The organism is Undibacterium sp. GW821-FHT11H02, from assembly GCF_058808015.1.
The window spans coordinates 114,665-127,305 of sequence record NZ_JBXARG010000017.1 but is presented as its reverse complement, the minus strand read 5'-3'; the positions used below and the strand labels follow the sequence as shown (position 1 = coordinate 127,305).

Sequence of the window (12,641 nt, the reverse complement as noted above, 5' to 3'; positions counted from 1 at the left end):
CCGATGGCTACATTTCTGAAACAGCACCCACCGCTAACCAATTGAATTTATTCGATTTTTAACCGGACACTAGTGAGAGGCGACTTCTATTTTGCATTTGAAAATGAAGAGTTCAGGTCAAACGACAATTGAGTCTGCAGTGCAAATCATCTTGATCGATATGAAAACAGGTCAGCGATTAGTTCGTTGACTTGCATTATTTTGGAAGCTTCCGCTTTCGCTGGCTATTTTCCCATCACTGAACCACCCTCACCCTAGCCCTCTCCCGCTTGCGGGCGAGGGGATATCGAGCTTACTTAATCGGCCGATCAATCAACGCATTTCGAATAAACTAAATCACAACGACGATGCGGCGCAATATCGTAGACGTCAAGTTCCCTCTCCCGCAAGCGGGAGAGGGTTAGGGTGAGGGTCGTTCAGAAATGGCAAAATCTAGCAAGATGAAACAATTATACTCACCCTACAATCACCACTTCAGCTACCCAAACTCATCATAAATAATCACGGCAAAAACCTAAAATCCCACCACCAAGGAAGCATGATAGTAACGCCCCGGTTGCGTATAAGCATCGACCACCACAGATGTCGCGGCTAAGCCTTGTACATCGCTCCAGTTCCAATATTTTTTATTGGTGATATTGTCGACGCCCAAATTGACGCGCCAGTTTTTCTGCAATGTCCACTGCACTTGCATATCTAAGGTAGTGACAGCTGGCACTAAGAATTGACGCACACGTGGTGGTACAGCAGGTTTCGGCAAATAGGGGCTACTCAATTCAGCCACGTCCTTACCAGCTTGATGGCGCGCATTCAATTGCCAATCCCAACTGTCATTGGTGTAACGTAAGCCCGCATACAACTTGCTCGGATTGATAGCACTCAAAGGCGTGTGCGCGACTTCATCTGTACCTCGTGTTTTGCCATAAGAAAATGGTGAACTTAATTTACCGCCTGCGATTTCTGTCCACTGCACTTGTCCGCGAATTTCAAAGCCATCAATTTTTGCTTTATCCACATTCACCGTTTGGAAAATCGCTGGATCGCCTGCAATGCCTTTGCCGCCTAAGGGTTTTTTATCGTAAATCAAATCTTTGTAGCGGCCACTAAATACCGCGACATCGAGATTGAATTTTTCAAACAAAGCACGTACACCAATTTCTATGTTTTGACTTTTCTCTGGCTTCAAATCTGGATTCGCCAATAGCACGGCTGGTACGGTAGCACTATCAAATACGCCATTGATCTGCTGCGCATTCGGTGCACGGAAGCCGCCTGCGAGATTGGCATATGCATTCCAGTCGGCATTGACTTTGTACAGCACACCCAACTTCGGAACGACCGCTGAACCGGACAAAGATTTCGCTGGTGTTTTTGCAGGTGGCGCAAAGCCAACCTGGGTTTTGACATCTAAATCAAAATGGTCGTAGCGCAAACCAGGCGTGATAATCCACGAACCCGCGAAGATTTCATCTTGCACGAATACCGCACGAGAGGAATCACGTGTATCAGGGAAGTATTTGCGCGGCGTGAAGTCGACATTTCCCGGATCAACACCGTCAAAGAAATTACTGACGTCAATCCTGGAATAATCAAAGCCATAGCTCAGGCGCTGTGCAAAGTCGCTGGAAGATTTGAATAACTTATCGGCTAACACACTAAACTGCCAAGCTTGCTCGGCATACGATACTTTGCGCACCCGGTCCGCCAAAGTATTGCGATGGGTTACGCCGTCATCTTGTGCGCTACTGTCTTGGTAACTGAGATTGCTTTGTAAATGATCGATCCAATCATTTTTGATATCGTAACGATCGACTAAGGTCAGACGATCACGTTTTGACTCTTTATGCACGGTCTCCCCCTTGACTGCCGATGCCGTCGTCATTGGTAATTTAGCGCGACTTGATAACAATTCAAAATCAGAGGTTTTGTCGACATGCTCTATGCTCAAGCTATGTTTTTGATTAGCACTCGGCTGATAAACAAATTTTGCCAGGACCGATTGAGTTTGCTCTTCTTGCGGATTGGGCGTAGTTCTGTCGATATTCGGGACATCATTCTTCCCCGTGTTTTCCAAGCCTTTGGCCTTACTCAGATTCGCGCTAATCAACCAACTCCATTGTGGATTGACACGACCTGCCAAGCTGGCACCAAGACTGCGACTATGATCATCGCCACTCCAGTTGGCAAATAATTTACCGCCCAAATCCTTCGCTGGCGCATTTTTTTCCTGCAGAAAATCTTGTGGCTCTAAAGTCATAAAGTTGACCAAGCCTGCCAAACCATCAGAACCATACAACACCGATGCAGGGCCACGCACAATCTCAACCTGACGGATCAGGTTCATCGCGATCGAGTCACGTCCGAAAGCATTACTACCATTGATGTAGCTACGCGGCAGCCGCGTACCGTCAATCAACATCAGGACACGATTACCATCTTGACCGCGGATAGAAAATCCGGCATTACCATCACGTCCGGTCGAATTACCGACACCGGTGACGGTAAAGCGCGCAGGCGCGCGTTTGACCTCGACGTTAGCAAGATTTTTTGCCAGATCCCGAATATCGGTAATGCCTAAACGCTCGATTTCCTTTTGCTCGATGACATCAATCGCCATCGGTAAGTTTTCGACAAATTGTTCGTAACGGGTGCCGCTAATGACGACAACCTGTGCAACTTTGATCCTAGCAACAGGATCACTGCCTAAGCTGACCGATTGCGCTTGAACAGGGCAAGTTAAACTGCCCCACAAACAAGCGCAACTCACCGCCTGCGCCATCATTGTTGTTGGGGGAATTTTTGCTGCAGTCCGACGAACGTGAGGCACGATAGAGGAATGAAAAGTCTTCATATGGCTTCCATAGAAAAAGGTTTAGCTCAGTCTAGACAAATGAAAAACAAGATCAATCCGCTAGTTGCGTTCATCTATAGGCTAAACGAACTAGTTAAGTTTACAAAAAGCCGAAAACCCCAAGCCAGGCGTGGGTTTCAAGATTTATTGCAGTTTGTATGGATACTAAGGAAGTGCCAAAAACAGTCGCTAAATTTGATGCAAATCAAATCATGAATGCGACAAATTGAAAATCAAAACGATAATTTGAATATCGCGCAAGATGATTTCTGTAACTTCACTTTGACGGCATGACCGGAGCCGATAAGCATATCGTTACCAATAAAGCACTATCCTGTAGGGCATGCAACTGGTGGACAACACTGCCGGCAAAATATTGCAAATCGCCCGCAAGCAGCACGCGCTCTTGTTGTTCAAATTGACTAAGGACTTCACCTGTCAGGCATTGGATGGTGATAGGACCACTCACATGATGCGGCGGTATGCGCTTACCAGCCGGCAAAACCATTCGTATCACTTCGAGCTGAGGGTCTTTAAATAAGGCGATTGATTGTAAGGTATCAATCGCGACTGAGGACGGAAGTAATGGACTGACTTGCCCTGAGCGAAAGTGTGGTATTGCCATCATGCGTCTCCATTTGAAAGATACTGCGACAAACTACACAGGGTTTTAACCCTTGAATTCCCAATTCTTCCAATTCGCCAAGACTGCATTCGGATATTCTGCGCGGCCACGACTGCCGTTATACCGGCCTAAAGCGAGAAAAAGATTGCCGTCTTCCATATCGATATACATACGTAAAATTGAACAACCGTAACGCAAATTGGTTTGCATTTGAAACAGCTTCTTCGGATCGCCGTCACCGATCACACGCGACCAGAATGGCATAACTTGCATAAAGCCACGTGCACCAACTATCGACACGGCATACTTTTTGAAACCAGATTCAACTTGCATCAATCCCAGCACCATGCCCGTATCCAAACCGGCGCGCTTCGACTCGTACCAAACGGTTTCAAGAAATTCGAGGCGAGTTTGTTTGTCGGGAATACGGCGCTTTAAGCGATCTGACATTTCGCCTAACCAATGCAGGTATTTAATACGTTCTTCTATCTTGTCGAAAGTTGGTTTCGGAGGACGTGGATCGGCCACCAACTTGGCAAGCGCCAATCTGACCGAATCAGCGATTGCTTCTTCTTTTTGATTGCCCGCATTTGCCATTAATGGCGTCAAGAGTAGCAGCGCAAAAAAACAAACGCGAGCTTGTTTTATCAGAAAACAAACTCGCGTCATTGCGTTCAAGATGAACTTCATTATTAGGATTATTTCGCCTGCAATTTAGCGGTCAAGAAACTAAACATCTCAGCCACCGCTACATTGCTCGCTTCAGCATCACGACGACCTTTGTATTCCAGATTGCCCTCTTTTAAACCGCGATCACCAATCACGACACGATGTGGCACGCCTATCAATTCCCAGTCAGCAAACATCGAGCCTGGACGTAAATCACGATCATCGAGTAGAACGTCCACACCGGCAGCCAACAATTCGGCATACAGTTTTTCTGCCTGCTCTTTGACCGCTGGGCTCTTCTCCATGCCCATAGGACAAATCACCACTTCGAACGGCGCAATGGCAGTTGGCCAAATTATGCCTTTGTCGTCAAAGTTTTGTTCAATCGCTGCGCCCAAAATGCGCGTGATACCGATACCGTAGCAACCCATTTGCAAAGTCTGTGGTTTGCCATTCTCATCGAGGAAAGTCGCTTTCATCGCTTCGGAATAGCTAGTACCCAATTGGAATACGTGACCAACTTCGATACCGCGTTGAATCGCTAATACACCTTTACCGTCCGGTGATGGATCGCCAGCGACTACATTGCGCAAATCCGCCACCAAAGGCTCCGCCACATCACGTCCCCAGTTGGTACCGGTAAAATGGAAATCTTCTTCGTTCGCGCCGCACACAAAATCGCCCATCATCGCGACCGTGCGATCTGCTACCACTTTCACTGGCAACTTGGTATTCACTGGACCGAGGTAACCTGGCTTAGTGCCAAAGTGCTCGACGATTTCGTCTTCGGTCGCAAAACGATAGTTTGCTAAACCGGGCACTTTGCTCGCCTTGATTTCGTTCAACTCGTGATCACCGCGCAGCAACAATAACCAGACTTGCTTGCTGATCTTGTCTTTCTCTTCGGTTTCTACTGTCAACACGATAGCCTTGACCGTGTTTTGTAAGGGAATATTCAAGAGTTCAGCAACGTCCTCACACTTGGCTTTACCAGGCGTCGCTGTTTTTGTTAAAGCCTGTGTTGCAGCCTGACGCTCACTGAACAAGGACAAGGCTTCCGCCGCTTCCATATTCGCTGCGTAATCGGAAGTCGGGCAATATACCAAAGCGTCTTCACCGGTTTCGGCGATCACATGGAATTCATGTGATCCAGTGCCACCAATCGCACCGTTATCGGCCGCCACCGCGCGGAATTGCAAACCGAAGCGATTGAAAATGCGCACATAGGCGTCATACATGTTTTGGTAAGACTTTTTCAAACCATCCAAGTCACGGTCGAAAGAGTAGGCATCTTTCATTGTGAATTCACGACCGCGCATCAGACCAAAACGTGGGCGACGCTCATCACGGAATTTGGTTTGGATATGATAAAAATTGATGGGCAATTGGCGATAGGATTTGATTTCTTGACGAGCAACGTCAGTAATCGCCTCTTCTGAAGTCGGTTGAATGATGAAATCGCGACCATGACGATCTTTCACACGCATCAGTTCGGCACCGTATTTTTGCCAGCGACCCGTTTCTTGCCATAACTCAGCGGGTTGCACCACGGGCATTAACATTTCAATAGCGCCTGAACGATCCATCTCTTCACGTACAATTTTTTCAACTTTGCGAATGACGCGCAAACCCATAGGCATGTAATTATAAATACCGGAGCCGAGACGTTTGATCATCCCGGCGCGCATCATTAATTTGTGGCTGACGATTTCGGCATCAGCTGGAGCTTCTTTTAAAGTGGAAATGAAAAAACGTGTAGCGCGCATGACTTATTTCTTTTCAATAATGGAGGTTTGGAATGACATCAAAATGTTGCCAGCATTGGGCAGCAAAATCCGGGTCTTGGTAGCTCTGAATTCTGAAACAACAACGCTTGAACTTTTTTGTTGAAGTCCTAGGTTATAATCAACTCAATTTTAAAGGATATGCTGGCTCATGCGCTCACTCTTTGCATTTTTGATGATGGTTTCGACTGCTTAATTGCAGTTTTTACGCCCAAACTCGGATTTTCATCGGTATTTTTCGGAAGATTCCAGATTTTCAAGCCTAAAAACTTCGCCCATCAAAATAAAGAATGAGCCCTGACCACGTTTGGGAATAATTAACAATTCGTTTAGGGACACATAAATTCTCGCCGATTTATTTTCGTGCGGGCTTTTTTTGTGAGCAAGGTTTTAGCATTTAGTAAAATGCAAAATACCAAATGCTCAAACACGCCTAAGCGAATGTTAAATAATTCCCAAGAAATAATTGGGGTTATACCATGTTGGATCGTGAAGGCTTCAGGCCTAACGTAGGCATTATTATGCTGAACGCCAATAATGAAGTCTGGTGGGGTAAACGAGTGCGCGAGCATTCTTGGCAATTTCCACAAGGCGGCATTAAATACGGCGAATCGCCGGAACAAGCCATGTTCCGCGAACTCGAAGAAGAAACTGGCTTGCTCCCTGAGCATGTCAAAATCATAGGTCGCACCCGTGATTGGCTGCGCTATGAAGTACCTGATCATTTTATTAAGCGGGAAATTCGTGGTCATTACCGCGGACAAAAGCAAATTTGGTTTTTGTTGCGCATGGTTGGACGCGATTGCGATGTGAATTTGCGCGCCAGTACGCATCCAGAATTCGACGCCTGGCGCTGGCATGATTATTGGGTGCCGCTTGATACCGTGATTGAATTTAAGCGTGGCGTCTATCAGATGGCTTTGCAAGAATTATCGCGTTTTATTAATCGGCCGGAAGGTCAGCGTAAGCCTTACCATCAACGTGGGCCACGACGCACGCATGATGACAAGCCGGACAAGGTACAGACACACGCCGAAACAATTGCGGATACGAGTACCACATTGCAGCCTAGCCCCAGCACATCGACGCCAGATAAGGAAACCTGATCATGCACCTGCTCACACCGTTTCGTTCAATTTCACGCATTGCGCAAAAAGCATTGCATGCCTGCGGTCTGAGCCTGTGCTTTATACTTGTGGCTACGGCACAAGAAGCCAGTGATAAACCAACAAAAACCTGGGTAGATAGCCCAGTACAATTTCCCGCCGCGCCTGCCGCAGACAATTTGCTACGTTTTTACACCAACGAAAGCCAAAGCTTCTTCATCGATAGTAAATCCCTTAGCATAGTCGCGGACGGCAGCTTACGTTACACCATCGTCTCCACCAGTAAATCGGGTGCCAAAAACGTCAGTTACGAAGGCTTGCGTTGCGACAGTTATGAAAAGCGCCTATTTGCATTTGGCCGTGCCGATGGCAGTTGGTCGCCCTCCCGTCGCAATGAATGGGATGAGATCAGCAACAAAGGAATCAACAAGCAGCACAGCAGCCTGGCTTGGGATTTTGTATGCGATGCTGGCAGCATTGCAGGCAATGTAGAAAAAATTATTCAACGTCTGAAAACCAATCAATCCCTCAAACAGTATCATTAGATCCGCGGCTTCTCCGACTTGTTTTGTCTACGTTATGGCGTTTTCTTAGGCTGAAAAAAAAGCAGGCGAATCCAGCCATCTTGGGTTGGAGATGAGCCCATTAGCATCTGCTTATTCAGGCGCACCATTTGCAAAAATTAAATATCTTAGATAATTACAAGATATGCGACTTGCACGCCCCCCCCAGTTCCCAACAGTATCCTATTCAGAAAAATGCTAAGCTCATCCATCGACATTGTGCATGTTTTTGCTAAACAAAAAATGCCACTACATGCAGAACTAGAATTAAGGTAAACCTGTACCTCCACACGCTAATAGAATTCGAATATTGATGAAAGTACTCGCCCTCTGCGGTAGCTTACGCAAACAATCCAGAAGCCTAGTTTTACTTCAGGCCTGCGCAATACTTGCAGAATCGAACATGGGCTTTTCTATCTTCGACAGCCTCGGCGATTTACCCTTGTTTAATCCAGATTGGGAACAAGATGTGCCCGCTTCCGTACAAGCTTTGTGGCAAGCAGTAGACGACGCCGATGTTGTACTGATTGCCAGTCCTGAATATGCTCATGGTGTTACGGGTAGCATCAAGAACGCCTTGGACTGGCTGGTAGGCTATACGCCGTTTACCGGAAAGTCCGTTGCCGTTCTTAATCCGTCGCATCGCGCGGAACACGCAGACGCGGCACTAAAGGAAATTCTGACGACCATGAATGCGCAACTCATTGCACAAGCCTGCCTACGTATTCCCGTCACTTCATGTCAGCTTAGCGCTGAAGAAATTGCTAGTATTGAGCCTTACCGCAGTTTACTAAGTACCGCACTGAACGCGATAAACATGAAAGTGTGTATGCTTGCAACTTAAATCCCAATACCAAGTCCGCACAAACATGATTTACTCTAAGATCAATCTAAGGAACCATGACATGAATTTTCGAGGCGTTTTCATTTCTCTATTTCTAACACTTTTAAGCGCAACTAGTTCAGCAAATCAAGCGCCAGCAGAGACGCGCGCAGAAATCGATGCGCTGTTCAATAAATTGCAGGCGTCAGGCTGTCAATTCAATCGTAATGGCACTTGGTATTCTGGCGCTGAAGCGCAAACTCATCTGACCAAAAAATTGCACTATTTTGAAAACAAGAACATGATCAAGAGCACCGAAGATTTCATCACGCATGCGGCATCGATGAGCAGTTCAAGTGGTAAACCTTACCTAGTCAAATGTGGAAGCACTCAAGCGACAGAGAGTAAGCTTTGGTTACTAGAACAACTAAAAAATCTACGCAAACCAAAATGAAACGCGCCCTCTTCATCTGCACTCAAAACCGACTCCGCAGCCCAACTGCGGAACAAATTTTTGCATCGTGGCCGGACGTAGAAACAGACTCTGCGGGTTTAGGCAACGATGCCAATACTCCGCTATCTACTGAACAAATCGCTTGGGCAACGATCATCTTCGTAATGGAGAAAACGCATCGAAATAAATTATCCAAGAAGTTCAGGTCGTATTTGAGTAACAAGCGGATTATTTGTTTGGATATTCCGGATGAGTATGAGTATATGGATCCGGTGTTGATTGCGATTTTGAAGGCTAAGGTTGGGAAGTTTTTGATGTAAGTTGTCGCTGTTTTTTGATCGAACACATTCGATTTCTTTTAGAAATGCAGTGCGAAAAACTATTTTCTAGATGATTTTGGTGATGTTGCAGTTTATCTTGCCAGCGATAGACAGATTCCCTTTTATCGCCTTTTCGTTCACTCGACGTTCTGTTGGTCGGGTGTGGCCCGACAGCCAATCACCTTTTTTGCTTCGCCAAAAAAGGTGATCCAAAAAAGGCGACCGTAGACTCGCCCTGCGGGTGCTTACGCTGCGCTTCAGCATAATTTGTGCGTCACAAAAAATGGGAAAGTGTTGAAACTCGCCTTCGGCTCAGACAGCAACACTTTCTTATCCATTTTCTGCGAAGCGCAAATTACATCGTCTCAAACGGGTGTAGATCAAAATCAAAAACAACAGCAACACCAAAACAAACAAGCTCAACGAACGCATATTTTTCTACTGGCTGCTCGGTGTTGTTGCTTTTGACTTTGCTTTTGACTTGGTTTTTGAACTTCCCCCACTTCTGACACTGCCAATTGCGCAGGACAGAAAATGGATAAAGAAAGCCTTGTGTTTGAGCGAAGCGAGTTTCAAGGCTTTCCCATTTTTTGTCCTGCACAATTGGGAAGCCGAAGGCCAGTGGCAGCGTGGTCGCCTTTTTTGGGTTACCTTTTTTGGCGAAGCAAAAAAGGTGACTAGCTGTCGGGCTACCCCCGACCTACAGCATTCAAAGCAACAGCAGAAACAGTTACGATCAGCCTTCGCTAATCGCACGGAGCCAAGAAGTTAGTCTGCGCGATAAAGATAGACTTGTTGCCTTGTCTCGTCTTTTCGTTTGCGTGACGTTCTGTAGGTCGGGTGTGGCCCGACAGCCAATCACCTTTTTTGCTTCGCCAAAAAAGGTGATCCAAAAAAGGCGACCGTAGACTCGCCCCTACGGGGTGCTTACGCTGCGCTTCAGCATAATTTATGCTTCACAAAAAATGGGAAAGTGTTGAAACTCGCCTTCGGCTCAGACACAACACTTTCTTATCCATTTTCTGTGAAGCACAAATTACATCGTCTCAAACGGGGGTAGTTCAAAAGCAAAATCAAAAACAACGACCTACAACTGATGTTAGAAAAATAATCGACCGTAGGTACTGATTGTTTTGATGTTGCCGTTGCTTTTGACTTTGTTTTAGACGCTATCCCACTTCTGACACTGCCAATTGCGCAGGACAGAAAATGGATAAAGAAAGCCTTGTGTTTGAGCGAAGCGAGTTTCAAGGCTTTCCCATTTTTTGTCTTGCTCAATTGGGAAGCCGAAGGCCAGTGGCAGCGTGGTCGCCTTTCTTTGCTTCCTTTCTTTGGCGAAGCAAAGAAAGGAAGTGGCTGTCGGGCCACACCCGACCTACAGACAACAAAAGCAACAGCGAAAAAAATCGCAGCGACCATCACACTTCACTAATCGCATCTAAAGATACACGAAACACTGAACCCAAAAAAAACCCGCAAAATCCAAAGATTCGCGGGCTTTTTCACAAGCAATAAAAACACAAAAAAGCGTATTACTCCACAGCCTTCACCATATCCTCAATCACCTTCTTAGCATCCCCAAACACCATCATGGTCTTATCCATGTAGAACAACTCATTGTCCAAACCAGCATAACCAGAAGCCATAGAACGCTTATTCACGATAATCGTTTTCGCCTTATAAGCCTCAAGAATCGGCATGCCAGCGATAGGCGATTTTGGATCCTTAGCAGCCGGATTAACAACGTCGTTCGCACCCAAAACCAAGACCACATCCGCTTGTCCAAATTCGCTATTAATATCTTCCATCTCAAACACTTGGTCATATGGCACTTCAGCTTCGGCCAGCAACACATTCATGTGACCAGGCATACGCCCTGCCACTGGATGAATCGCGTATTTGACCGTGATGCCTTTGTGTGTGAGCTTCTCGGTCAATTCTTTCAAAGCATGCTGAGCACGTGCCACCGCTAAGCCATAGCCTGGAACAATGATGACCGTTTCAGCATTACCCAACAAGAACGCGACGTCATCTGGCGAACCTGATTTGACCGTGCGTTGCGCGCCACCGCCAGCGGCGGCTTCTGCTGGAGCGCCACCAAAGCCACCCAAAATCACGTTGAAGAAGGAACGGTTCATCGCCTTACACATGATGTAAGAAAGAATCGCACCAGATGAACCGACTAAGGAACCAGCGATAATCAACATGGAGTTATTGAGTGAGAAACCAATCCCTGCTGCTGCCCAACCTGAGTAACTATTCAACATCGAGACTACGACTGGCATATCCGCACCACCGATAGGGATGATGATCAGTACACCCAACACGAAGGCAATTGCCGTCATCAAGATGAACGGTGTCCATGCTGGAGCCACGCCACCGTCGAAACAGAATACCAGGCCGAGGCCGACCATCGCGATTGCTAGTAGCAGATTCAACATGTGTTGACCCGCAAAACTGACCGGCGCGCCTTGGAACAAACGGAATTTATATTTACCGGATAATTTACCGAAAGCGATCACCGAACCTGAGAAAGTAATCGCACCGACAAAAGTGCCGATAAATAATTCGATACGGTTACCAAATGGAATCGCCGCATCACGCGTGGTGATATTGAAAATCCAAGGCTCAGCAACCACCGCAACCGCGATACAGACTGCCGCCAAACCGATCAGTGAATGCATCGCTGCCACCAGTTCTGGCATCTTGGTCATTTCTACGCGTTTCGCTAATGTGGCACCAATGCCGCCGCCCACCACAATACCGAGTATCACTAAGCCATAACCAAGACCCGCTCCACCCGCTTCATTTTTTAACTTAACGATTAGAGCCACTGTGGTGAAGGCGGCGATCGCCATCCCTATCATGCCGAAGGTATTACCCTTGCGTGCTGTCGATGGATGGGATAAACCTTTAAGCGCCTGAATAAAACAAACCGATGCAATCAGATAAAGCATCGTCACGAGATTCATACTCATTATTGTGCCTCCTTATGCTCTGCTTTTGCTTTAGGCTCTTTTTTCTTAAACATCTCTAGCATCCTTTGCGTGACTAAAAAGCCACCAAAGACATTGACCGCCGCCAACGCGACTGCCAGCGTGCCCATCACCTGTGCAAGGACACCTTCGGTCAAACCTGCCGCCAACATCGCACCCACGATGATGATGGCGGAGATCGCATTGGTCACCGCCATCAAAGGCGTATGCAATGCAGGTGTTACGGTCCAGACCACGTGATAACCGACATAAATTGCCAGTACAAAAATGATCAGATTAGTGAGTGTATGACTTACTACATCCATGACGTTCTCTCTTTATTTACGTTAAAAGGGACTTCAGTAGTAATGCTGTGCAGGTTCACTGTTCCCTTCAATGTCATTCCCGCGAAGAGCCTGCCCTCGATTGATTTAGTCGGGGGCGGGAATCCAGTGGCGTAAAAACTTAAAG

Annotated in this window: 13 protein-coding genes; 6 read left to right on the top strand and 7 right to left on the bottom strand. The window is 46.7% G+C overall.

Translation table 11 applies throughout. From position 1 onward, the window contains the following. Window positions 1–514: 514 nt before the first annotated feature. The 4 genes from AC1RR2_RS16380 to AC1RR2_RS16365 form a co-directional block, all read right to left on the bottom strand. A complete protein-coding gene (locus AC1RR2_RS16380) occupies window positions 515–2,851 on the bottom strand; it encodes a TonB-dependent hemoglobin/transferrin/lactoferrin family receptor (protein ID WP_493223341.1) in 2,337 nt (778 codons plus the stop codon). 277 nt (window positions 2,852–3,128) lie between these two features. Then, window positions 3,129–3,476, bottom strand: a complete 348-nt coding sequence (locus AC1RR2_RS16375; protein WP_493223340.1) for a cupin domain-containing protein — start codon at window positions 3,474–3,476, stop codon at window positions 3,129–3,131. Window positions 3,477–3,521: 45 nt separating this feature from the next. Beyond that, window positions 3,522–4,073 carry a lytic transglycosylase domain-containing protein gene (locus tag AC1RR2_RS16370; protein ID WP_493223339.1) on the bottom strand — a complete coding sequence of 184 codons (552 nt, stop codon included), beginning with the start codon at window positions 4,071–4,073 and terminating at the stop codon, window positions 3,522–3,524. A 101-nt stretch (window positions 4,074–4,174) separates the two neighbouring features. After that, entirely contained in the window at window positions 4,175–5,911 is a 1,737-nt protein-coding gene (locus AC1RR2_RS16365; RefSeq protein WP_493223338.1) for a proline--tRNA ligase, read from the bottom strand. 497 nt (window positions 5,912–6,408) lie between these two features. Between AC1RR2_RS16365 and AC1RR2_RS16360 the strand changes: the two genes are divergently transcribed. From AC1RR2_RS16360 to AC1RR2_RS16340, 5 genes are all read left to right on the top strand, one after another. Next, entirely contained in the window at window positions 6,409–7,035 is a 627-nt protein-coding gene (locus AC1RR2_RS16360; RefSeq protein ID WP_493223337.1) for an RNA pyrophosphohydrolase, read from the top strand. Between the two features lie 2 nt (window positions 7,036–7,037). Continuing rightward, window positions 7,038–7,580, top strand: a complete 543-nt coding sequence (locus AC1RR2_RS16355) for a CNP1-like family protein (protein WP_493223336.1) — start codon at window positions 7,038–7,040, stop codon at window positions 7,578–7,580. A gap of 331 nt (window positions 7,581–7,911) precedes the next feature. Beyond that, window positions 7,912–8,442, top strand: coding sequence for an NADPH-dependent FMN reductase (locus AC1RR2_RS16350; protein ID WP_493223335.1), 531 nt, complete (start codon window positions 7,912–7,914; stop codon window positions 8,440–8,442). A 61-nt stretch (window positions 8,443–8,503) separates the two neighbouring features. Beyond that, window positions 8,504–8,875, top strand: coding sequence for a DUF5329 family protein (locus tag AC1RR2_RS16345; protein ID WP_493223334.1), 372 nt, complete (start codon window positions 8,504–8,506; stop codon window positions 8,873–8,875). Beyond that, window positions 8,872–9,195, top strand: a complete 324-nt coding sequence (locus AC1RR2_RS16340; RefSeq protein ID WP_493223333.1) for a low molecular weight protein tyrosine phosphatase family protein — start codon at window positions 8,872–8,874, stop codon at window positions 9,193–9,195. Before AC1RR2_RS16345 ends, AC1RR2_RS16340 begins: the two co-directional genes overlap by 4 nt. 355 nt (window positions 9,196–9,550) lie before the next feature. Here AC1RR2_RS16340 and AC1RR2_RS16335 read toward each other — a convergent pair whose 3' ends face one another. Continuing rightward, entirely contained in the window at window positions 9,551–9,796 is a 246-nt protein-coding gene (locus AC1RR2_RS16335; RefSeq protein WP_493223332.1) for a hypothetical protein, read from the bottom strand. Between the two features lie 608 nt (window positions 9,797–10,404). On the opposite strand from AC1RR2_RS16335, the gene AC1RR2_RS16330 reads away from it, so the two are divergent. Then, window positions 10,405–10,710: a hypothetical protein gene (locus AC1RR2_RS16330; protein WP_493223331.1), complete on the top strand. Its 306-nt coding sequence runs from the start codon at window positions 10,405–10,407 to the stop codon at window positions 10,708–10,710. A gap of 17 nt (window positions 10,711–10,727) precedes the next feature. Here the strand turns inward: AC1RR2_RS16330 and AC1RR2_RS16325 are convergent, their stop codons facing one another. Continuing rightward, entirely contained in the window at window positions 10,728–12,173 is a 1,446-nt protein-coding gene (locus tag AC1RR2_RS16325; protein WP_493223330.1) for an NAD(P)(+) transhydrogenase (Re/Si-specific) subunit beta, read from the bottom strand. Then, a complete protein-coding gene (locus tag AC1RR2_RS16320) occupies window positions 12,173–12,496 on the bottom strand; it encodes an NAD(P) transhydrogenase subunit alpha part 2 (RefSeq protein ID WP_493223329.1) in 324 nt (107 codons plus the stop codon). The genes AC1RR2_RS16325 and AC1RR2_RS16320 overlap by 1 nt, the downstream gene beginning before the upstream one ends. Between the last annotated feature and the right edge of the window lie 145 nt (window positions 12,497–12,641).

Coding starts and splice junctions, on each gene's coding strand:
- AC1RR2_RS16380 (WP_493223341.1), bottom strand. CDS start 2,851: ATGAAGACTTTTCATTCCTCTATCGTGCCTCACGTTCGTCGGACTGCA.
- AC1RR2_RS16375 (WP_493223340.1), bottom strand. CDS start 3,476: ATGGCAATACCACACTTTCGCTCAGGGCAAGTCAGTCCATTACTTCCG.
- AC1RR2_RS16370 (WP_493223339.1), bottom strand. CDS start 4,073: ATGGCAAATGCGGGCAATCAAAAAGAAGAAGCAATCGCTGATTCGGTC.
- AC1RR2_RS16365 (WP_493223338.1), bottom strand. CDS start 5,911: ATGCGCGCTACACGTTTTTTCATTTCCACTTTAAAAGAAGCTCCAGCT.
- AC1RR2_RS16360 (WP_493223337.1), top strand. CDS start 6,409: ATGTTGGATCGTGAAGGCTTCAGGCCTAACGTAGGCATTATTATGCTG.
- AC1RR2_RS16355 (WP_493223336.1), top strand. CDS start 7,038: ATGCACCTGCTCACACCGTTTCGTTCAATTTCACGCATTGCGCAAAAA.
- AC1RR2_RS16350 (WP_493223335.1), top strand. CDS start 7,912: ATGAAAGTACTCGCCCTCTGCGGTAGCTTACGCAAACAATCCAGAAGC.
- AC1RR2_RS16345 (WP_493223334.1), top strand. CDS start 8,504: ATGAATTTTCGAGGCGTTTTCATTTCTCTATTTCTAACACTTTTAAGC.
- AC1RR2_RS16340 (WP_493223333.1), top strand. CDS start 8,872: ATGAAACGCGCCCTCTTCATCTGCACTCAAAACCGACTCCGCAGCCCA.
- AC1RR2_RS16330 (WP_493223331.1), top strand. CDS start 10,405: ATGGATAAAGAAAGCCTTGTGTTTGAGCGAAGCGAGTTTCAAGGCTTT.
- AC1RR2_RS16325 (WP_493223330.1), bottom strand. CDS start 12,173: ATGAGTATGAATCTCGTGACGATGCTTTATCTGATTGCATCGGTTTGT.
- AC1RR2_RS16320 (WP_493223329.1), bottom strand. CDS start 12,496: ATGGATGTAGTAAGTCATACACTCACTAATCTGATCATTTTTGTACTG.